This window comes from Streptomyces sp. NPDC059853 (assembly GCF_042731495.1).
Lineage (GTDB): Bacteria > Actinomycetota > Actinomycetes > Streptomycetales > Streptomycetaceae > Streptomyces.
In genome coordinates this window covers 1-19,838 of sequence record NZ_JBHWJL010000073.1, presented here as the reverse complement: position 1 = coordinate 19,838, position 19,838 = coordinate 1, and the positions used below count along the sequence as shown (strand labels likewise).

General features: G+C 71.9%; 19 protein-coding genes. 15 read left to right on the top strand and 4 right to left on the bottom strand.

Going from position 1 to position 19,838, the window contains the following annotated elements; genetic code table 11:
- Nucleotides 1-64: 64 nt before the first annotated feature.
- Genes ACFV5N_RS11010 through sdhC form a run of 4 tightly spaced genes read right to left on the bottom strand, consistent with a single transcriptional unit; the run spans nucleotide 65 to nucleotide 3,471 of the window.
- Nucleotides 65-844: a succinate dehydrogenase iron-sulfur subunit gene (locus tag ACFV5N_RS11010; RefSeq protein ID WP_385597095.1), complete on the bottom strand. Its 780-nt coding sequence runs from the start codon at nucleotides 842-844 to the stop codon at nucleotides 65-67.
- Complete coding sequence (gene sdhA / locus ACFV5N_RS11005) at nucleotides 844-2,598, bottom strand: succinate dehydrogenase flavoprotein subunit (RefSeq protein WP_385597092.1); 1,755 nt, start codon at nucleotides 2,596-2,598, stop codon at nucleotides 844-846. The genes ACFV5N_RS11010 and sdhA overlap by 1 nt, the downstream gene beginning before the upstream one ends.
- A gap of 22 nt (nucleotides 2,599-2,620) precedes the next feature.
- Nucleotides 2,621-3,082: a succinate dehydrogenase hydrophobic membrane anchor subunit gene (locus ACFV5N_RS11000; protein ID WP_385597090.1), complete on the bottom strand. Its 462-nt coding sequence runs from the start codon at nucleotides 3,080-3,082 to the stop codon at nucleotides 2,621-2,623.
- 8 nt (nucleotides 3,083-3,090) lie between these two features.
- Nucleotides 3,091-3,471 (bottom strand): succinate dehydrogenase, cytochrome b556 subunit, encoded by a 381-nt coding sequence (sdhC, locus tag ACFV5N_RS10995; RefSeq protein WP_385597087.1) that lies wholly within the window; start codon nucleotides 3,469-3,471, stop codon nucleotides 3,091-3,093.
- Between the two features lie 212 nt (nucleotides 3,472-3,683).
- Between sdhC and ACFV5N_RS10990 the strand changes: the two genes are divergently transcribed.
- The 15 genes from ACFV5N_RS10990 to ACFV5N_RS10920 form a co-directional block, all read left to right on the top strand.
- A complete protein-coding gene (locus ACFV5N_RS10990) occupies nucleotides 3,684-5,285 on the top strand; it encodes a glycoside hydrolase family 20 protein (protein WP_385597084.1) in 1,602 nt (533 codons plus the stop codon).
- A gap of 414 nt (nucleotides 5,286-5,699) precedes the next feature.
- Complete coding sequence (locus tag ACFV5N_RS10985) at nucleotides 5,700-6,344, top strand: RNA polymerase sigma factor (RefSeq protein WP_385597103.1); 645 nt, start codon at nucleotides 5,700-5,702, stop codon at nucleotides 6,342-6,344.
- Between the two features lie 183 nt (nucleotides 6,345-6,527).
- Nucleotides 6,528-8,111, top strand: a complete 1,584-nt coding sequence (locus tag ACFV5N_RS10980; protein ID WP_385597081.1) for a methylmalonyl-CoA mutase — start codon at nucleotides 6,528-6,530, stop codon at nucleotides 8,109-8,111.
- Nucleotides 8,112-8,318: 207 nt separating this feature from the next.
- Entirely contained in the window at nucleotides 8,319-9,857 is a 1,539-nt protein-coding gene (locus tag ACFV5N_RS10975; RefSeq protein WP_385597078.1) for an ATP-binding protein, read from the top strand.
- 6 nt (nucleotides 9,858-9,863) lie between these two features.
- Nucleotides 9,864-10,268: a roadblock/LC7 domain-containing protein gene (locus tag ACFV5N_RS10970; protein ID WP_385597076.1), complete on the top strand. Its 405-nt coding sequence runs from the start codon at nucleotides 9,864-9,866 to the stop codon at nucleotides 10,266-10,268.
- Nucleotides 10,269-10,274: 6 nt separating this feature from the next.
- Nucleotides 10,275-10,637 (top strand): DUF742 domain-containing protein, encoded by a 363-nt coding sequence (locus tag ACFV5N_RS10965; protein ID WP_385597074.1) that lies wholly within the window; start codon nucleotides 10,275-10,277, stop codon nucleotides 10,635-10,637.
- Nucleotides 10,615-11,232, top strand: a complete 618-nt coding sequence (locus ACFV5N_RS10960; RefSeq protein WP_385597072.1) for an ATP/GTP-binding protein — start codon at nucleotides 10,615-10,617, stop codon at nucleotides 11,230-11,232. Before ACFV5N_RS10965 ends, ACFV5N_RS10960 begins: the two co-directional genes overlap by 23 nt.
- Nucleotides 11,233-11,294: 62 nt before the next feature.
- A complete protein-coding gene (locus tag ACFV5N_RS10955; RefSeq protein ID WP_385597071.1) occupies nucleotides 11,295-11,672 on the top strand; it encodes a nuclear transport factor 2 family protein in 378 nt (125 codons plus the stop codon).
- Nucleotides 11,673-11,877: 205 nt separating this feature from the next.
- Nucleotides 11,878-13,146 carry a DUF6716 putative glycosyltransferase gene (locus ACFV5N_RS10950; protein ID WP_385597069.1) on the top strand — a complete coding sequence of 423 codons (1,269 nt, stop codon included), beginning with the start codon at nucleotides 11,878-11,880 and terminating at the stop codon, nucleotides 13,144-13,146.
- A gap of 77 nt (nucleotides 13,147-13,223) precedes the next feature.
- Nucleotides 13,224-14,399 carry a cytidylyltransferase domain-containing protein gene (locus ACFV5N_RS10945; RefSeq protein WP_385597100.1) on the top strand — a complete coding sequence of 392 codons (1,176 nt, stop codon included), beginning with the start codon at nucleotides 13,224-13,226 and terminating at the stop codon, nucleotides 14,397-14,399.
- The gene (locus tag ACFV5N_RS10940; protein WP_385597066.1) at nucleotides 14,396-15,322 is read left to right on the top strand and encodes an N-acetylneuraminate synthase family protein; all 927 of its coding nucleotides are present in this window, start codon (nucleotides 14,396-14,398) and stop codon (nucleotides 15,320-15,322) included. Before ACFV5N_RS10945 ends, ACFV5N_RS10940 begins: the two co-directional genes overlap by 4 nt.
- A gap of 34 nt (nucleotides 15,323-15,356) precedes the next feature.
- Complete coding sequence (locus tag ACFV5N_RS10935; RefSeq protein ID WP_385597063.1) at nucleotides 15,357-16,397, top strand: hypothetical protein; 1,041 nt, start codon at nucleotides 15,357-15,359, stop codon at nucleotides 16,395-16,397.
- 143 nt (nucleotides 16,398-16,540) lie between these two features.
- On the top strand, nucleotides 16,541-17,767 hold the full coding sequence (locus tag ACFV5N_RS10930; RefSeq protein WP_385597061.1) for an amidohydrolase: 1,227 nt from the start codon (nucleotides 16,541-16,543) through the stop codon (nucleotides 17,765-17,767).
- Between the two features lie 213 nt (nucleotides 17,768-17,980).
- The gene (locus tag ACFV5N_RS10925) at nucleotides 17,981-19,039 is read left to right on the top strand and encodes a BMP family protein (protein WP_385597058.1); all 1,059 of its coding nucleotides are present in this window, start codon (nucleotides 17,981-17,983) and stop codon (nucleotides 19,037-19,039) included.
- A 271-nt stretch (nucleotides 19,040-19,310) separates the two neighbouring features.
- On the top strand, nucleotides 19,311-19,838 hold a 528-nt coding region (locus ACFV5N_RS10920), incomplete at its 3' end, for an ATP-binding cassette domain-containing protein (RefSeq protein WP_385597097.1).

Genomic DNA, 19,838 nt, shown 5'->3' with positions numbered 1-19,838 from the left:
GTCCACAGCTGTGGACACCGGGCCCGGCCCGTCGGCGTTGCGTCGGCGCTGTCGCCCGTGGCGCTCAGAAGCGGCGGGTGATCAGGGCCTTCTTCACTTCCTGGATCGCCTTGGTGACCTCGATACCGCGCGGGCAGGCGTCCGTGCAGTTGAAGGTGGTGCGGCAGCGCCACACACCGTCGCGGTCGTTCAGGATCTCCAGGCGCTGCTCGCCGCCCTCGTCGCGCGAGTCGAAGATGAAGCGGTGCGCGTTGACGATCGCCGCCGGGCCGAAGTACTGGCCGTCGTTCCAGAACACCGGGCACGAGGAGGTGCACGCGGCGCACAGGATGCACTTGGTGGTGTCGTCGAACCGCTCGCGGTCCTCGGCGGACTGGAGACGCTCGCGGGTGGGCTCGTTCCCCTTGGTGATGAGGAACGGCATCACGTCGCGGTACGCCTGGAAGAACGGCTCCATGTCGACCACGAGGTCCTTCAGGACCGTCAGACCCTTTATCGCCTCGACCAGGATCGGCTTGGTGGCCACGCCGTCCTTGATCTCGGTGATGTCCTTGATCAGGGTCTTGCACGCCAGCCGGTTGCGGCCGTTGATGCGCATCGCGTCGGAGCCGCAGATGCCGTGGGCGCACGAGCGGCGGAACGTCAGGGTGCCGTCGTTCTCCCACTTGATCTGGTGGAGGGCGTCCAGGACGCGCTCCTTCGGATCGATGCGGATCTCGAAGTCCTGCCAGCTCGCCTCGGCGGAGACCTCCGGGTTGAAGCGGCGGATCCGGAAGGTGACGGTGACGAGGTGGCCGGAGTCCTGCCCGGGGGAGGAGACCTTGTCCAGTGTCGGCGTGGCCATCAGTACTTACGCTCCATCGGCTGGTAGCGGGTGACGACGACCGGCTTGTAGTCCAGCCGGATCGACTCATTGCCGTCGGCGTCGACCTCGCGGTAAGCCATCGTGTGCCGCATGAAGTTGACGTCGTCGCGGTCGGGATAGTCCTCCCGGTAGTGGCCGCCGCGCGACTCCTTGCGGGCCAGCGCGGAGACGGCCAGGACCTCGGCGAGTTCCAGGAGGTTGCCCAGTTCCAGGGCCTCCAGCAGATCGGTGTTGAACCGCTTGCCCTTGTCCTGGACCGAGACGTTCTTGTAGCGCTCGCGCAGTGCCGCGATGTCCTCCACGGCCTCCTTGAGCGTCTCCTCGGTGCGGAACACCATGGCGTTCTTGTCCATGGTCTCCTGGAGTTCGCGGCGGATCACGCTCACCCGCTCGGTGCCCGTGGACTCGCGCATCCGCTCCACCTCGGTGGCCACGAACTGCTCCGGGTTCTCCGGGAGGTCCACGAAGTCGGCGGTCGCCGCGTACTCGGCCGCCGCGATGCCGGCCCGGCGGCCGAAGACGTTGATGTCGAGCAGCGAGTTGGTGCCCAGCCGGTTGGCGCCGTGCACCGATACGCAGGCGACCTCGCCCGCCGCGTAGAGGCCGGGGACGATGTCCGTGTTGTTGGCCAGGACCTCGCCCTCGACGTTGGTCGGGATGCCGCCCATCGCGTAGTGCGCGGTGGGCTGGATCGGGATCGGGTCGGTGTACGGCTCGATGCCCAGGTAGGTGCGCGCGAACTCGGTGATGTCCGGCAGCTTGGCGTCCAGCTGCTCCGGCGGCAGGTGGGTCAGGTCCAGGTACACGTGGTCGCCGTCGGGGCCGCAGCCGCGGCCTTCGCGGATCTCGGTGTAGATGGAGCGGGAGACCACGTCACGCGAGGCGAGGTCCTTCATGACGGGCGCGTACTTCTCCATGAAGCGCTCGCCGTCCTTGTTCCGCAGGATGCCGCCCTCGCCGCGCGCGCCCTCGGTGAGCAGGATGCCCATCTTCCAGATGCCGGTGGGGTGGAACTGGAAGAACTCCATGTCCTCCAGCGGCAGCCCGCGCCGCCACGCCGCCGCCTGGCCGTCGCCGGTCAGGGTGTGGGCGTTGGAGGACACCTTGTAGAACTTGCCGTTGCCGCCGGAGGCGAAGACGACGGCCTTGGCCTGGAAGATGTGCAGCTCGCCGGTGGCCAGTTCGTACGCGACGACACCGGCGGTCTTCTTGACCCCGTCGACCTCGTTGAGCAGCAGGTCCAGGACGTAGAACTCGTTGTAGAACTCCACGCCCTCCTTGACGCAGTTCTGGTACAGCGTCTGGAGGATCATGTGCCCGGTGCGGTCGGCCGCGTAGCAGGAGCGGCGCACCGGGGCCTCGCCGTGGTTGCGGCTGTGGCCGCCGAACCGCCGCTGGTCGATGCGGCCCTCGGGGGTCCGGTTGAAGGGCAGGCCCATCTTCTCCAGGTCGAGGACGGAGTCGATGGCCTCCTTCGCCAGGATCTCGGCGGCGTCCTGGTCGACCAGGTAGTCACCGCCCTTGACGGTGTCGAAGGTGTGCCACTCCCAGTTGTCCTCCTCGACGTTGGCGAGGGCGGCGGCCATGCCGCCCTGGGCCGCGCCGGTGTGGGAGCGGGTGGGGTAGAGCTTGGTCAGCACGGCGGTACGGCTGCGCTTGGTGGCTTCGATGGCCGCGCGCATTCCGGCGCCGCCCGCACCGACGATGACGGTGTCGTACTTGTGGATCTGCATCAGTTCGTCAGCCCCGGTGCGGTCAGGTGATGTTCGGGTCGAAGGTGAAGATCACCAGCGTGCCCAGCAGGACGGTGAAGACGGTGGCCGTGTAGAGCAGCATCTTCAGCCAGAAACGGGTGGTGTCCCGCTGCGCGTAGTCGTTGATGATCGTCCGCAGGCCGTTGGCGCCGTGCAGCATGGCCAGCCACAGCATGATCAGGTCCCAGGCCATCCAGAACGGGGAGGCCCAGCGGCCGGCCACGAAGGCGAAGCTGACCTTGGAGACGCCGCCGTCGAGCACCAGCTGGATCAGCAGGTGGCCGAGGACCAGGACGACGAGCAGGATGCCGGACAGCCGCATGAACAGCCAGCCGTACAGCTCGAAGTTGGTGCGGGTGGCCTTGGGGGTCTTGCCGGTGCGCGCGCGGGGCGGCTCGATGACGGGGGCCGGGTGATCGGCGTCGTACCCCTCGTCCACGGTGATGGAATCGGTGGAGGACATCGTTTGCATCAGCTCCCGAACAGCTCACGGAAGGCGTGCGAGAGCACGGGGTACGCGGCCCCGGCCATCAGCACGACCCAGACGCCCACCACGGTGTACAGCATGTGCTTCTGGTAGCGGGCGCCCTTGTTCCAGAAGTCGACGGCGACGACGCGCAGGCCGTTCAGCGCATGGAAGAGGACGGCGGCGACCAGTCCGTACTCCATGAAGGCCACGAGCGGCGTTTTGTACACAGCGATGGTGTCGTCGTACGCCTGGGGGGAGACGCGGACGAGTGCGGTGTCGAGGACATGAACGAACAGGAAGAAGAACACGAGGACACCGGTGACTCGATGAGCCACCCATGACCACATGCCTTCCCGGCCGCGGTACAGCGTTCCTGCCGGCACGGAAGAACCCTCCGAAGCGATTCGGGGCCTGCGGCGGCTCTCCTGTCTGTCAAGGGTCTCCGTCGGGCCCGGCCGGGTACGGTCCACCGGCCGCCCGCCATGCTATCGACGGGTTGGCCCCTTCTTTGACGCGGGGTCTAGGGTGTGATCAATCGCGCACGGATCTCATCCGTTCGCATGATTCATCTGCTCATCCGGTTACCGTCGTGTGTATGAAACGCACGGTATGGCGGATATGGGCGATTGTCGCCGTCGTGGGGCTCATAGCCACCGCCACGGCACTTGTGCTCACCCAGCAGTCCGGCGGCGGCACCGCCGCGGACGCTCCGGACCCCACCCGGACCTCAGCGGCATCCGACCCCCTCCCCGACCCCGTACGGGCCGACGGCCCCACCGGGGACCTGCGGACCGTCCCCCAGGTCACCACCTGGGAACCCGCCGAGGGCCCCGGCTGGGCCCCGTCGGAGACCACCCGGGTGGTCGCGGCGGACGGTTCCGAGGCCGCCGGAGCGGCCGACCGGCTGGCCGGCGAGCTGTCCGTGGATCGCGCCACCGACGGCGCCCGCGCCTCGGACGTCCTGCTCACGATTGACCCGAATGCCGGAACCGGCCCCGAGGGATATTCCCTCACCACCCGTGACCACCAGGTCACCATCACGGCCGAGACCGGCGCCGGCGCCTTCTACGGCACCCGCACCGTCCTCCAGTCGGTGAACGCCGACGGCGGCCTCCCCGAGGGCACCGTCCAGGACGCCCCCGACCGCGAACAGCGCGGCCTCATGCTGGACACCGCCCGGAAGTTCTACTCGGCCGCGTGGATCGAGGACCGGCTGCACGAGCTGGCCGACCTCAAACTCAATGAGTTCCACCTGCACTTCAGCGACGACCAGGGCTTCCGCGTCGAGAGCGAGAGCCACCCCGAGATCGTCTCCGAGGAGCACCTGACCAAGGACGAGGTGACCTCGATCGTCGAGCTGGCCGACTCCCTGCACATCACCGTCATCCCCGAGATCGACTCACCGGGACACCTCGGCGCGGTGCTCGACGCCTACCCCGACCTCCAGCTGAAGAAGACCGACGGCTCGGTCGCCCGCGGCGCCATCGACCTCGCCAACCCGGACGCCGCCGCCCTCATCGACGACCTGCTGCGCGAGTACGCCCCGCTCTTCCCCGGCGAGTACTTCCACATCGGCGGCGACGAGTACCCGGCGCTGTACGCCTCCGACCCGGAGGCCAGCTACCCGGGCCTGGCCCGCGCGGCCGAGGAGCGGTACGGACCGGGCGCCACCGTCCGCGACCTGGCCACCGGCTGGATCAACGACCGGGCCGCCACCGTGGCCGAACTGGGCAAGACCCCGCAGGTGTGGAACGACGGCATGCACGCCGGCGGCAAGGTCCAGCCCAGCGCGGACCGGCAGGTCACCTACTGGACGGGCCGCGAGATCGGCGCCCGCGAGCCGCAGGAGTACCTGGACGAGGGCTTCCCGCTGATCAACCTGAACTCGCAGTACCTGTACTACGTGCTCGGCGAGCCCAACGACTTCACCTACCCCACCGGTGAGGCCATCTACACCGAGTGGACCCCCGACGTGGTGCGCGGCTCCACCCCGCTGCCCGCGGGCCAGGGCGGCCCGGAGAACGTGCTCGGCGCGCGCTTCGCGATCTGGTGCGACCTCGCCGACGCCCAGACCCCCGAGCAGGTGGCCGAGGGCATCCGGCTCCCGGTCGCCGCCATGGCGCAGAAGACCTGGCACGCGGGGGAGCCCAGCGGCAGCTGGCAGGAGTTCACCCAGCGGGTGGACGCCGTCGGATGAGGGTGGGCTAGTCTCGGTCACCAAGAAGTGGATCATGGTCGGCGCGCCGGAAAGCCCGCACGGGGCGCCGATCGGCAGCCAGGGCCGCCACCCCCCACAGGAGAGGCCCCGGCTGCCGCCGCGGACCCACGCCTGGCGGGGCTCGGGTCCGCACCTCGTACAGCGTTGGGCGGCCGGTTTCTGTTACCGAGCGGATACGTACAGATGCGGCATGGACTCGGCAGCGCGGGACGCGTAGCGTTCAGTATCCACAGCGCACAGTTACCAGCTCTGGAGACGGAACGGCGAAGAGTGCGGCGTGGAAGGCCGCTAAGGGGGGCCGGAGTGCAGGCGCAGGTTCACTTTCAGGAGCAGGTGCCCGAGCAGGCAGCCGACCATGCCCGGGAGCCACGGCGCCGCCCCGACCGGGCGGCCCTGGCGGACCGCCGGCTCACCGCGGCGCTCCAGGCCGCGCGGGAGGGTGACGAGGGCGCCTTCCGCCAGGTCTTCCACGCGGTGCACCCCCGGTTACTGGGATACGTCAGGACGATGGTCACCGGCCCGGACGCCGAGGACGTGACCGCCGAGGCCTGGCTGCACATATCCCGGGACCTGCCGCGCTTCAGCGGTGACGCCGACCGTTTCCGCGGCTGGACCCACCGCATCGCCCGCAACCGCGCCCTCGACCACCTGCGGGCCCGCGGCCGCCGCCCCCAGGAGTGCTGCGCGGAGGACGCCGGGCTCACCGAGCTGCCCGCCGGCGTGGACACCGCCGAGGCCGCCATGGAGGCCGTCGCCACCTCCCGCGTCTTCGACCTGGTCGCCACCCTCCCCCGGGAGCAGGCCGGCGCCGTCGTGCTGCGCGCCATGCTGGGCCTGGACGCCAAGCGGGCCGCCGTGGTCCTCGGCTGCCGCCCGGGCGCCGTGCGCACCGCCACCCACCGGGGACTGCGCCGGCTCGCCCAGCTGGTCGCCGAGCGCCACGACCACGACCCGGCCGGGCCGCAGGCGGCCCCGGTGGGCGCCGTGCGACCCGCCGTTCCGGGCCCGGTAACGAAAACGGGGCGCGCGGCGCAGTAAGAGACAGGCCGACTGGTCATCGGCCGCGGGCAGACCCGAGGTCCCCCCCGTACCTCTGGGTAGGCCCATCGCGCGGACGGGGCAGCTTTCCCCCTAGCCCCGTCCGCGCACCTCTTCGCCGTCCCCCTCACATCCCCCTGTGCTCCTTCCCCGCGCCCGGTCGCGCTCGCTACAGTCCGTCGCATGACGCGTGAGTCCGAGTCGGGCAGGCCGATCGATCCGGTATACGGCCCGGAAGCTCTCAAGGGCTGGGATCCAGCCGAAAAACTCGGCACCCCGGGCAGCTATCCCTACACCCGCGGTGTCTATCCCTCCATGTACACCGGACGGCCCTGGACCATGCGCCAGTACGCCGGCTTCGGCACCGCCACCGAGTCCAACGCCCGCTACCGGCAGCTGATCGCCAACGGCACCATGGGTCTGTCCGTGGCCTTCGACCTGCCCACCCAGATGGGGCACGACTCGGACGCGCCGCTGGCGCACGGCGAGGTCGGCAAGGTCGGGGTCGCCATCGACTCGATCGAGGACATGCGGGTGCTCTTCGACGGCATCCCGCTGGGCGAGGTCTCGACCTCGATGACCATCAACGCGCCCGCGGCGCTGCTCCTGCTGCTGTACCAGCTGGTGGCGGAGGAGCAGGGGGTGCCGCCGGAGAAGCTGACCGGCACCATCCAGAACGATGTGCTGAAGGAGTACATCGCGCGCGGCACCTACATCTTCCCGCCCAAGCCCTCGCTGCGGCTGGTGTCCGACATCTTCCGCTACTGCCGGGCGGAACTGCCCAAGTGGAACACCATCTCCATCTCCGGCTACCACATGGCCGAGGCCGGGGCGACCCCCGCGCAGGAGATCGCGTTCACCCTCGCCAACGGCATCGAGTACGTGCGCACCGCCGTCGCCGCCGGGATGGCCGTGGACGACTTCGCGCCCCGGCTGTCGTTCTTCTTCGTGGCGCGCACCACCATACTGGAGGAAATCGCCAAATTCCGTGCCGCGCGCCGGATCTGGGCCCGGGTGATGCGCGAGGAGTTCGGCGCCACCAACCCCAAGTCCCTCATGCTGCGCTTCCACACCCAGACCGCCGGGGTGCAGCTCACCGCCCAGCAGCCCGAGGTCAACCTGGTGCGGGTCGCGGTACAGGCGCTGGGGGCGGTGTTCGGCGGCACCCAGTCGCTGCACACCAACTCCTACGACGAGGCGATCGCGCTGCCCACCGACAAGTCGGCCCGGCTCGCGCTGCGCACCCAGCAGGTCCTGGCGTACGAGACCGATGTCACCGCCACCGTCGACCCGTTCGCCGGCTCCTACGTCATGGAGTCGATGACCGACGACGTGGAGAGCGCCGCACTCGAACTGATGCAGCGCGTGGAGGAGCGCGGCGGCGCCGTGGCCGCCATCGAACAGGGTTTCCAGAAAACGGAGATCGAGCGCAGCGCCTACCGCGTCGCCCTGGAGACGGACGCGGGGGAGCGGGTGGTCGTCGGCGTCAACCGGTTCCAGCTCGCCGAGGAGGAGCCGTACGAGCCGCTGCGCGTGGACCCGGCGATCGAGCGGCAGCAGGCGGACCGGCTCGCCGCGCTGCGCGCCGCCCGCGACCAGCAGGCGGTGGACGCGGCGCTGGCCGCGCTGCGCACGGCGGCGGCCGACCCGTCGGCCAACGTGCTCTACCCGATGAAGGACGCGCTGCGCGCCCGCGCCACGGTCGGCGAAGTCTGCGACACGCTGCGGGAGGTGTGGGGCGCGTACGTGCCCTCGGAGACCTTCTGACCGTACCGCCGGTGTGACAGCTGGTGCGGGAGATACGGAAGTTGAGGACCGGCGGGCGGCTCGGCCGCGCCGCGCGGTGGGACGGCGCGCCGGTGGATAGGATCCGTGCCCTGAGACCCCCTCACGAAAGGTGACTTGACGGCTACCGTGCGCACCGTCGCGCGCGGTGCCGTGGCTCCACCGCCCGCACGACCGTGAAGGCTTCCCATGGCACGTCCTTCGTCCACTCCGGCACTGTGGCCCGTGGCCATGGTCGTCCTGCCGTGCGCGATCGCCGCCTCGGCCACCGGACTTCTCCCGGCGGGGCACCCGTGGGCACCGGCGGCCGGCGGAGCGGGCGCCGTCCTCACCCTCGGCCTGCTGGTGCCGCTGTGGCGCGCCCACCGCGCCGTCAGCGGCGAACTGGTCCGCGCGCGGGCCGAGGTGGCCCGGCGCAAGGCCGAACTCGCCCGCCGCGACAAGCAGTGGCGCGGCTACACCGCGCAGCAGTCCGCGCTGCTGCGCGAGGAGTGCGCCCATCTGCTGGCGGACCGGCTGCCCGCCGTCTTCGCCGGCGGCGCGGTGCCCCCCGCCCGCTGTCCCGCCCAGCTGCCGCCCGCCGTGGTGCGCGCGTTCGACCGGGTGGTCGAGGACGTCTCCGGGCGGCTCGCCGACCGCGACACCGCGCAGCGCATGGCCGTGGTCGCGCTGGCCGGCCGGGTGCAGTCCTCCGCGCACCGCATCCAGGCCGCCGTCACCGCGCTCTGCGAACGGTACGGCGAGGACCCGGACATCCTGGAGACGGCGATGGGCGTCGACCACGCCGCCACCCAGCAGGCCCGGCACGCCCAGAGCCTGAAGGTGCTCGGCGGGGAGTGGCCGGGCCGGGCCGGGGACGAACCGCTGGCCCTGGTCGACGTGGTGCGCGCCGCCTCCGGCCGGATCGTGGCCTACCGGCGGGTCCAGGTCGCCGGGGAACAGGAGGTGGGCGCCGCCGCCCGGATCACCGAACCGCTCATCCACCTGGTCGCCGAACTCCTCGCCAACGCCACCGAATGCTCCCCGCCCGCGACCGTCGTCCCGGTGACGGTCCGCACCGTGCAGCGCGGCGCCGTCATCGAGATCGACGACGGCGGGCCCGGCATGGACGAGAACCGCATGGGCCGGGCCCGCCAGGTGGTCTCCGGGCGGCGGCCGGTCGCCCTCGCGGACCTGGGGGAGGTGCCGCGCACCGGATTCGCGGTGGTCGGACGGTTCGCCGCCCGCTACGGCTTCCAGGTCGATCTTTCGCACTCGCCCTACGGCGGGGTCCGGGCCGTCGTCCTCGTCGGGCGCGACGATCTCGTCGCGGTGGCGCCCCTGGGCCCGGCGCCCGCCCCGGCGCCCGTCGCGCGCCGCACCCCGGCCCCCGTACCGGCGCCGGTCCCGCCCCCCGCGCCGGCCCGGCGGGAACTCGCCCCGCCACCCGCCCAGGACCCGGACACCCCCGCCGTCCCCGGACCGCCCCACCCCCGGGCGGAACGTTCCGGCGGCCCCCGGCACGCCCGCGCCACCGACCCCGGCCCGGGCCCGCCGCCCCTGCGCCCCTCCGGCCTGCCGCAACGCGCCTCCCGCCGGGGCGAGACACCCCCCGCCCGGCCCCGCGGCACCGGCGAGCCGCCACCCGCCGCCGCGCACCCGCAGCCCACCCCGGAGGAGGCCGGGCAGTGGATGGCGGACTACTTCGCCGGTGCCGGCCCCGACGTCCCCGAACCCCCGAAAGGCTGAACGCGCATGAAGTACGTCGAAAGCCCGGAAGAACAGGGCTGGATGATCTCCGAGGTGACCGCCGTCCCCGGCGTCCGGCATGTGATCGTCTTCAGCCCGGACGGCCTGCTGCTCGCCAGCTCCGGCGGCATCGACCGCGACACCGCCGACCGGCTCGCCGCCAACTGCGCGGGGCTGCACTCCCTGGGCCGCAGCCTCGGCCGCGAGTTCGGCGCCGAGGAGGGCACCGTCCACCAGCAGATGGTCGGCTACGACGGCGGCTACCTCTTCCTGCGCAGCGCCCACGGCGCCCACCTCGCCGCCGTCACCGGACCCGCCGTGGACCCCCGGCTGGTGGCCCGGCAGATGCGCTCCCAGGTCATCAGCATCGGCGCCGCCCGGCTCAGCAGCCCGGCCCGGCAGAACGCCTGATCGCCGATGACCGGCAACGGCGGGTACCGTGACAGCGCACTGCGGCCCTATGTGATCACCGGGGGGAAGTTCCGGCCGAGCCGCGCCGCACTGGGGGTGGAGACGCTGCTGCTGCGCGCGGAGACGGCGGGACCGCTGCCGGTGACGGCCACCCGGGAGAGCCGGGCCCTGGTGCGGATGTGCGAGCGGCTGCTGTCCCTCGCTGAGGCCGCCGCCCATCTCAAGCTGCCCCTCAGCCTGGTGAAGGTGCTGGCCTCCGAACTCGTGGACGCGGGTTACCTCGTGGCGCGCTCGGGCATCCCGCAGGCAGGACGCCCCGACATGGAATTGCTCCAGGAGGTACTCGATGGACTCCGCAGACTCCGCTGACCGGTACGTACCGGACTCGGTGCGCCAGGCGGTGAAGGTGCTGATCGTGGGAGCCTTCGGAGTCGGCAAGACCACGCTGGTCGGCTCGGTCAGCGAGATCGAGCCGCTGCGCACCGAGGAGAGCGTCACCGGGGCCGCCGTCGGGGTCGACACCCTGGCCGGGGTCGAGGACAAGCGGACCACCACCGTCGCCATGGACTTCGGCCGGCTCACCCTCAACGACCGCCTGGTGATGTACCTCTTCGGCGCCCCGGGCCAGCGCCGCTACTGGAGCATGTGGGACGGCCTGGCCGAGGGCGCGCTCGGCGTCCTGGCCGTGGTGGACACCCGGCGGCTCGCGGAGAGCTTCGAGGTGCTGGCCGAACTGGAACTGCGCGGGCTGCCGTTCGTGGTGGCCGTCAACCGGTTCCCGGACAGCCCGGACCACCCGGCCGGGGAACTGCGCGGCGCGCTCGACCTGACCGAGGACACACCGGTGATCACCTTCGACGCCCGCGACCGCGCCTCCGCCATCGACGCGCTCATCACCCTCGTGCGGTCCATATCCGGCGGCGCCACCGGCGCGGGGACCGGCGCCGCCCTGGCACCGGCCTAGTCCTGTGACCGGAAGGCACTCATGGGAACGAGCGGGTGCGAAACGGCTGGTATTACTGGAACATGCAGGAAGAGACCGCACGCTCCGCGATCGACACGTTCATCTCCGCGTTCAACACCTCGGACGACAGCTATGTGACGGCCCTGCTCTCCCAGGCCCTGACCACGGACGTGGTCCTGTGGGGGCCGCTGGGCCGCAGCGAAGGAATCGGGGCGGTCGAGCGGTTCGTGCTGGACATCCGGCACCACCCGGCGGGGACCGGTACGATGGTGCGCTGCTCGGCGGTGGACATGCCGGACGAATGGGCCCGGTACCAGTGGGCCTTCGTCACGCCCGACGGAGGCCCCCGCCTGGCGGGAACGGATGTCGTTCATCTGCAGCGGAGCCTCATCGACCAGATCATCGTCTTCGCGGGGGAGATCGAGCCGTTCACGTCCTGACTCCTCCTGCCGCCACCGTCCGCGCGCGCACCGGTCACCGCCCCCGGCCCGGTGGCGTACGCGCCCCGGAAAGGTGAACGCCGACCGGCCGCCGGGTGAACCCCGCACGTCCCGTAACCCAGTTGGCCGTGCGGTGCCGATCCGTTCACCGTCTGTTGGTCATCAGTTGTCCCCCTCCTAGGGCACGCTCCCTAGGTTCGCTGATGTGCCAGATGCCTACCCCCACGACCCGCCCCGCGTCGCCGTCCTCGCGGACTCCGACACCCGGTGGAAATGGGGTGCTCACACCGCCCGCCGGCTGGTCCCCGGCGCGGCCCCCCAGGGCTACCTGCTGCGCGGCCGGGCCACCCCCACCGCCCGGCAGCTGGCCGAGACCGGAACCGGCGCGGACGGGGTCCGCGAGATCACCGCGGCCGGGTTCCTGACCGAGCTGGGCCGCGGCACCCACCAGGTGCTCGTCCTGGCCTGCGTCGGCGGCACCGTCCAGGCCCTGCTGCACGCCCTCGCCGACGTGTGGAAGGGCAACGACCGGCGGCCCGTGGTGGTCACCGGCTACGTCGGCGTGGTCTACGAGAAGCTCACCGACGGCCTGCTGCTGCGGCACGGCGCCGACGTGGTGCTCGCCAACAGCCCCTACGACGTACGCCGCTTCCGCGCCGTGTACGAGGGCGTACGGGCCGACGCCTCCGCCGTCACCGAGTGCGCGCTGCCCTTCCTCGGCGGCGACCGCTACCGGCCGCCGGCCCCCGGAACCCGCCCCCACCGGGTGGTGTTCGCCGTGCAGCCCTCCGTCCCCGGCAGCCGCGCCGACCGTTCCTACCTGCTGGAGCGGGCCATGGCCCACGCCCGCCGGCACCCGGACCGCGAGGTGGTCGTCAAGCTGCGCAGCCGGCCGGGCGAACAGACCACGCACGTCGAGGAACTGCCCTACCAGCGGCTGGCCGAACGCGCCAGGGACCGGCGGCCCGGCAACTTCTCCCTCGCCTACGGCAACATGGGCGAGGTCCTGGACACCACCGATCTGCTGGTGACCGTCTCCTCGACCGCCGCGCTGGAGTCCCTGCACCGGGGCATCCCCACCGCCGTCCTCACCGATCTCGGCATCCGCGAGCCGCTGGGCAACCACTACTTCACCGGCTCCGGCTGCTTCGCCTCCTGGGACGAACTGGACGCCGGCCACCGGCCCGAACCCGACCGCGCGTGGCTGGCCGACCAGGGACTCGCCGCCGACCCGGAAACGGCCTGGGGACCGGCCCGCGACCGGCTCGCCGCCCTGCTGGCGGCGCCGCGCCCGGCCCTGACCCCGTACTACACCCGGCGCACCGCCCCCGGTTATCTGCCCGGCATCCTCGCCCGCCACGACACGGCGGCGCCCGCCGGCTCCCACCGGCTGCTGCGGCAGGCCGCCCGCGCCACCTACCGCACCGCCGCCCAGCGGATCGCCCCGATCATCCGCCGCTGGGGGCAGCTGTGACCCGCCCCGGCACCGGCCCCACCGGCCCCACCGACCCCGTCCCCCGCACCGACCCGACCGACAGCGAGAGCCCCACCATGCCCCACGTCCTGGCCGTCATACCCGCTCGCGGAGGCTCCAAGGGGGTGCCGGGCAAGAACCTGGCGCCCGTCGCCGACGCCCCGCTGGTGGTCCGCGCCGTACGCGCCGCCCGCGCCGCGCGGCTGGTCGGACAGGTCGTGGTCTCCACCGACGACCCCGGCATCGCCGCCGTCGCCCGCGCCGCCGGCGCCGGCGTGGTCGAGCGCCCCGCGCGGATCTCCGGGGACACCGCCACCAGCGAGGCCGCCGTCCTGCACGCCATGGACACCGTCGAACAGCGCGAGGGCACCGCCCCGGACATCGTCCTGCTGGTCCAGTGCACCAGCCCCTTCCTCACCGCCGCCGACCTCGACGGCGTGGCGGGCGCCGTACTCGACGGCGCGGACACCGCCTTCACCGCCGCCCCCTTCCACGGCTTCGTCTGGCGCGAGGGCGACGCGGGCGGCCACGGCGTCAACCACGACAAGGCGTACCGCCCGCGCCGCCAGGACCGCCCGCAGGACTGGCTGGAGACCGGCGCCGCCTACGCCATGCGCGCCCCCGGCTTCCGCGCCGAACGCCACCGCTTCTTCGGCCGCACCGCCCTGGTGCCCGCCGACCCGGCCCGGGTCCTGGAGATCGACGACCCGCACGACCTGGACCGGGCGCGCGCGCTGGCCCCGCTGCTGGACGGCACCGCCGGCCGGCTGCCCAGCCGCGCCGACATCGACGCGGTCGTCATCGACTTCGACGGCACCCAGACCGATGACCGGGTGCTGATCGACTCCGAAGGACGGGAGCTGGTCGCCGTGCACCGCGGCGACGGCCTCGGCATCGCCGCCCTGCGCCGCGCCGGGCTGGGGCTGCTGATCCTGTCCACGGAACAGAACCCGGTCGTCGCCGCCCGGGCGCGCAAACTGCGCGTCCCGGTGCTGCACGGCATCGACCGCAAGGACCTCGCACTCAAACAGTGGTGCGAGGAGCACGGCATCAACCCGCAGCGCGTGCTCTACGCCGGCAACGACGTCAATGACCTGCCCTGCTTCGGCCTCGTCGGCTGGCCGGTGGCCGTCGCCGGCGCCCATGACGTCGTCACCGCCGCCGCCCGCGCCGTCACCACCGCCCCGGGCGGATACGGCGCGATCCGCGAGATCGCCTCGTGGATCCTCGGAAAGGAACTCAGCACCTCATGACCACCAGCAACCGCCTCCGTCAGCTCGGCGACCGCGTCGTGGGCCCCGGCCGCCCCGTCTACGTCACCGGTGAGATCGGCATCAACCACAACGGCGACCTGGACAACGCCTTCGCCCTGATCGACGCCGCCGTCGAAGCCGGCTGCGACGCCGTCAAGTTCCAGAAGCGCACCCCGGAGATCTGCACCCCGCGCGACCAGTGGGACATCGAGCGCGACACCCCCTGGGGCCGGATGACCTACATCGACTACCGGCACCGGGTCGAGTTCGACGAGGACGACTACGCCGCCATCGACGCGTACTGCCGGAAGCACAACATCCACTGGTTCGCGTCCCCGTGGGACACCGAGGCCGTCGCCTTCCTGGAGAAGTTCGACGTGCCCGCCCACAAGGTGGCCTCCGCCTCCCTCACCGACGACGAGCTGCTGCGCGCCCTGCGCGCCACCGGCAAGACCGTCATCCTGTCCACCGGCATGTCCACGCCCGAGCAGATCCGGCACGCCGTCGAGGTGCTGGGCTCGCAGAACATCCTGCTGTGCCACGCCACCAGCACCTACCCGGCCAAGGCCGACGAGCTGAACCTGCGGGTCATCAACACCCTCCAGAACGAGTACCCGAACGTCCCGATCGGCTACTCCGGCCACGAGACCGGCCTCCAGACCACCCTGGCCGCCGTCGCGCTCGGCGCCGTCTTCGTCGAGCGGCACATCACCCTGGACCGCGCCATGTGGGGCTCGGACCAGGCCGCCTCCGTCGAACCGCAGGGCCTGGCCCGCATGGTGCGCGACATCCGCACCATCGAGGAGTCCCTGGGCGACGGCGTCAAGAAGGTGTACGCCAGCGAGCTGGCGCCGATGAAGAAGCTGCGGCGCGTCAAGGGCGTGGTCGCCGAGGCCGGCGAGCGCGAGCCCGCGACCGTCTGAGCGGCCGCGACACCTCAACCGAAGGGTGACGAAGATGACGACCGACGACACGCTGGCGTTCGCCGAGAGCCCCGTCCAGCTGCTGAACATACTGGAGTGGGCCCACATCCACCCCGGCGCCCGTACGGTCGTCATCCTGCCCCCGCACGACCCCATCTCCCGGGGCCAGCTGCGCCGGATGGCCCAGCTGGCCCGGGACGAGGGGCACCGGGTGCTGTGGCAGGAGGCACGCGGCGGGGCCCTGAAGCCCTCCCGTGCCCTGGCCGCCCTCGCCGGGCCGCTGCGCCGGGCGAGACTGCTGCTCATCGGGGACCCGTTCTCCCGCTATCTGCAACTGCTGCTGTCCATGGCCAGACGCTGCGACGTGGTCGTGGTGGACGACGGCACCGCCACCATGGAGTTCACCGCGCAACTCGCGCGGGGGGAACGGCTGGTGCGCTGGCACCGCGCCGCACCCTCCGGCGCGCGCGCCGCGCTGTTCGCACCGGTCGCCCGGCGGGCGGTGCGGCGGCTGACCCCGGCCACCGGGGTGGGCGTGGAGGTGTTCACCGCGATGCCGGTGGATCCCCCCGAGGGCGTGGCCGTCACCGCCAACACCCTGGCCTGGACCCGGGACCGGTTCGGCCCGCCCCGGGTCGCGGCCGGCGCCGACCTGGTCGGCACCTCCCTGGTGGAGACCGGGGTACTGCACGAGGACCGCTATCTGGCGGCCGTCGCCGGCCTGGCGGAACGGCACGCGGTGGCCCGCTACTACGCGCACCGCAAGGAGAGCGCCGAGAAGCTGCGCCGGGTGGAGCGCGAGGCGGGCCTGGAGATCGTCCGCCCCGACCTGCCGCTGGAACTGGTGGCGCGGCGCGGCCCGGTCGGCGCCAAGATCCTCAGCTTCCCGTCGACCGTGGTGCACACCCTGCCGCTGGTGCTCTCGGACACCGGCACCGAGATCGTGGTGTGCGACCTGTCGCCCGGCTGGTTCACCGACCGGGTCACCGAGCGGGCCAGCGGCTTCCTGTCCGCCGTCACCAGCACCGCGCGCGGTGCCCACGGGCTGAGCTTTCTCCCCGCCCCTCAGGGATGAGGGGCACCCGGACAGCCCGACGCGGGATCAGAAGAAATAAAAAACAGTCATACCCAGTCAGTTGCGACCGTACGCGTTCCCGGCATGTGAAATCTGCGTGAGCGGCGCCGTTCCCGCGGCGAAACAGAGATAGTGTCGGATACGTGAGTCAACAGCTGTCACCGGAGTCCGCCGGTGTGCTGAGCGATGCCCTGCGGCGCGAGCTGGTCGCGTTCCGCCGGGATCTCCACATGCACCCCGAGCTGGGCCACCAGGAGGTCCGTACCACCGCCGTCGTCAAGGAGCGCCTGGAGCGCGCGGGGCTCGCACCCCGCGTCCTCGGCTGCGGCACAGGTCTGGTATGTGACATCCGCCCCGCCGGTGACGCGGGCCGCCTGCCCCTGCTGGCGCTCCGCGCCGACCTGGACGCGCTGCCGATTCCCGACACCAAGACCGTCGCGTACCGCTCCACCGTCCCCGGACGCGCCCACGCCTGCGGCCACGACGTGCACACCACCGTGGTGCTCGGCGCCGGCCTGGTGCTCGCCGGGCTGGCCGCGCGCGGCGCGCTGCCGCAGCCGGTGCGGCTGATCTTCCAGCCCGCCGAGGAGGTGCTGCCCGGCGGCGCCACCGACGCCATCGACGCGGGGGTGCTGGACGGAGTGGGCCGCATCCTCGCGCTGCACTGCGACCCGAAGGTGGACGCCGGCCGCATCGGGCTGAAGACCGGCGCCATCACCTCCGCCTGCGACCGGCTGGAGATCCGGCTCACCGGCGACGGCGGCCACACCGCCCGCCCGCATCTGACCACCGACCTGGTCACCGCCGCCGCCCGCGTGATCACCGACGTCCCGGCGCTGCTGGCCCGCCGCGTCGACACCCGCGCCGGCCTCGCCGTCACCTGGGGCCGGCTCACCACCGGGCACGCCTCCAACGTCATCCCGCAGCGCGCCGAGATCTCCGGCACCATGCGCTGCCTGGAGCTGAGCGCCTGGCGCGCCGCCAAGGACCTGGTCGAGGAGGCGGTCGGCGAGGTCGCGCGGCTGCACCAGGCCAAGTACGAGATCGACTACATCCGCGGCGTGCCCCCGGTGGTCAACGAGGAGGAGACCACCGCCCTGCTGGCCGCGGCCATGACCGAGCGGTTCGGCGCGGGCTCGGTGGAGCCCACCGAGCAGAGCCTGGGCGGCGAGGACTTCTCCTGGTACCTGGAGCAGGTGCCCGGCGCCATGGCCCGGCTCGGGGTGCGCACCCCCGGCGACGGCGAGCGCCCCGGCGCCCCGCCGCGCGACATCCACCAGGGCGACTTCGACGTGGACGAGTCCGCGATCGCGGTCGGGGTGGAACTGCTCACCGCCACCGCGCTCCTGGACGCCGCCGAGCGCCCCTGAGCGCCCCGCCGCACCCCCGGCCGACGGCCCGGCATCCGGGGTTTTCCCAGCCCCGGGTGCCCGCGCCGACACGCCGCGCAATGTTGCGTACCGATTGCGTTCACGACGATCTGATAACGGGACCTTAGCCCGGCTTTACCCCACATCTACGCGCGTTACGATCCCTGCAACAGCGCCGTAAGAGGCGCTTTCAGAACCGAAGGGATCGTCCTCTTGCGCCGCGCCTCCAAGCTCGCAGCCTCGGTCGCCGTCACGGCGGCCCTCGCTCTGACCGCCACCGCGTGCGGTGAGAGCTCCACCTCGTCCAACAACTCCGGTTCCGACGCGAAGGGCGACGCCGGGGTCGGCCTCGCCTTCGACGTCGGCGGCCGGGACGACCACTCCTTCAACGAGTCCGCCGCCCGCGGCCTGGACCGCGCCGAGGAGGAGCTGGGCATCTCCTTCAAGGAGATGACCGCCAAGAACGACGAGACCGAGGCGGACCGCGAGCAGCGGCTGACCTCCCTCGCCGAGAACGGCTACAACCCCATCATCGGTGTCGGCTACCTCTACGGCAGCTCGATCGAGAAGGTCGCCGCCCAGTACCCCGACATCACCTTCGGCGTGGTGGACTCGGTCGTCGAGGGCGACAACGTCTACAGCATGGTCTTCTCCGAGCACGAGGGCTCCTACCTCGCCGGGGTGGCCGCCGCGCTGAAGACCGAGACCGGCCAGGTCGGCTTCATCGGCGGCGTCAACAACCCGCTGATCAACAAGTTCGAGGCCGGGTTCGTCCAGGGCGTCCTCGACACCAACGAGAACGAGGGCACCGACGTCTCCGTGGACGTCCAGTACCTCTACGAGGACAACGACGCCGGCTTCAACGACGTCGCCAAGGCCCGCGAGACCGCCGACGGCATGCTCGGCCGCGGCGCCGACATCATCTACACCGCCGCCGGCCAGTCCGGCCAGGGCTCCATCGAGACCGTCGCCGGTGTCGAGGGTGCCTGGGCGATCGGCGTGGACTCCGACGCGTACGAGCAGCCCGGCCTCGCCGAGTACAAGGACTCCATCCTCACCTCCGTGGTCAAGGGCGTGGACGTGGCCGTCTTCGACCTGATCAAGTCCGTGCAGGACGGCGAGCCGCTGAGCGGCCCGCACTCCTACAACCTGGAGGAGGGCGGCGTCTCGCTGGCCACCTCCGGCGGTTTCATCGACGACATCTCCGAGCAGATCGAGGCGGCCAAGGCCCGTATCGTCTCCGGTGAGGTCACCGTCCAGGAGACCCCCTAAGACAGTGACGGCCGCCCCCGGCGGGGCGGCCGTACGGGGCCGGTGGGGGGACAGGGCGTGTCTTTCGGATCTTCGTGGATCAGGCCGCGGCGTCAGATGCGGTGCATCGCAAGGCGGAGGATCTCGGCTCGTACCGGGTTGTACTCGCGAGATGCGACAACGCAGCGAGGTGCCGTAGCTGGCGTCGCGGCCCCGCGAAGATCCGAAAGACACGCCCGCCCCCCCCGGCCCTCCGCGTCGCTATCACCGTCCCGCGCGAGGAGAGTGCGCCATCCCAGCCTCCAGCAGCTCCCCCGAGCCCAGCGGCACCACCCCGGCCGTTGAGCTGCGCGGGATCACCAAACGCTTCCCCGGTGTCGTGGCCAACCACGACATCGACATCACCGTGCGCAAGGGCACCGTGCACGCCCTCGTCGGCGAGAACGGCGCCGGCAAGTCCACGCTGATGAAGATCCTCTACGGCATGCAGAAGCCGGACGAGGGCACCATCACCCTCGACGGCGAGCAGGTCTCCTTCGCCACCCCCGCCGACGCCATCGCGCGCGGCATCGGCATGGTGCACCAGCACTTCATGCTCGCCGACAACCTCACCGTCGCCGAGAACGTCGTCCTCGGCGCCGAGAAGCTGCACGGCATCGGCGCCCGCGCCCGGGCCCGCATCAAGGAGATATCCGACGCCTACGGCCTCGGGGTCCGCCCCGACCTGCTGGTCGAGGAGATCGGCGTCGCCGACCGGCAGCGGGTGGAGATCCTCAAGGTCCTCTACCGGGGCGCCAGGACCCTCATCCTGGACGAGCCC

Excerpts from the sequence above, each read along its gene's own strand:
- ACFV5N_RS11010 (WP_385597095.1), bottom strand. The coding sequence starts at position 844 with ATGGCCACGCCGACACTGGACAAGGTCTCCTCCCCCGGGCAGGACTCC.
- sdhA (WP_385597092.1), bottom strand. The coding sequence starts at position 2,598 with ATGCAGATCCACAAGTACGACACCGTCATCGTCGGTGCGGGCGGCGCC.
- ACFV5N_RS11000 (WP_385597090.1), bottom strand. The coding sequence starts at position 3,082 with ATGTCCTCCACCGATTCCATCACCGTGGACGAGGGGTACGACGCCGAT.
- ACFV5N_RS10990 (WP_385597084.1), top strand. The coding sequence starts at position 3,684 with ATGAAACGCACGGTATGGCGGATATGGGCGATTGTCGCCGTCGTGGGG.
- ACFV5N_RS10980 (WP_385597081.1), top strand. The coding sequence starts at position 6,528 with ATGACGCGTGAGTCCGAGTCGGGCAGGCCGATCGATCCGGTATACGGC.
- ACFV5N_RS10975 (WP_385597078.1), top strand. The coding sequence starts at position 8,319 with ATGGCACGTCCTTCGTCCACTCCGGCACTGTGGCCCGTGGCCATGGTC.
- ACFV5N_RS10970 (WP_385597076.1), top strand. The coding sequence starts at position 9,864 with ATGAAGTACGTCGAAAGCCCGGAAGAACAGGGCTGGATGATCTCCGAG.
- ACFV5N_RS10965 (WP_385597074.1), top strand. The coding sequence starts at position 10,275 with ATGACCGGCAACGGCGGGTACCGTGACAGCGCACTGCGGCCCTATGTG.
- ACFV5N_RS10960 (WP_385597072.1), top strand. The coding sequence starts at position 10,615 with ATGGACTCCGCAGACTCCGCTGACCGGTACGTACCGGACTCGGTGCGC.
- ACFV5N_RS10955 (WP_385597071.1), top strand. The coding sequence starts at position 11,295 with ATGCAGGAAGAGACCGCACGCTCCGCGATCGACACGTTCATCTCCGCG.
- ACFV5N_RS10945 (WP_385597100.1), top strand. The coding sequence starts at position 13,224 with ATGCCCCACGTCCTGGCCGTCATACCCGCTCGCGGAGGCTCCAAGGGG.
- ACFV5N_RS10940 (WP_385597066.1), top strand. The coding sequence starts at position 14,396 with ATGACCACCAGCAACCGCCTCCGTCAGCTCGGCGACCGCGTCGTGGGC.
- ACFV5N_RS10935 (WP_385597063.1), top strand. The coding sequence starts at position 15,357 with ATGACGACCGACGACACGCTGGCGTTCGCCGAGAGCCCCGTCCAGCTG.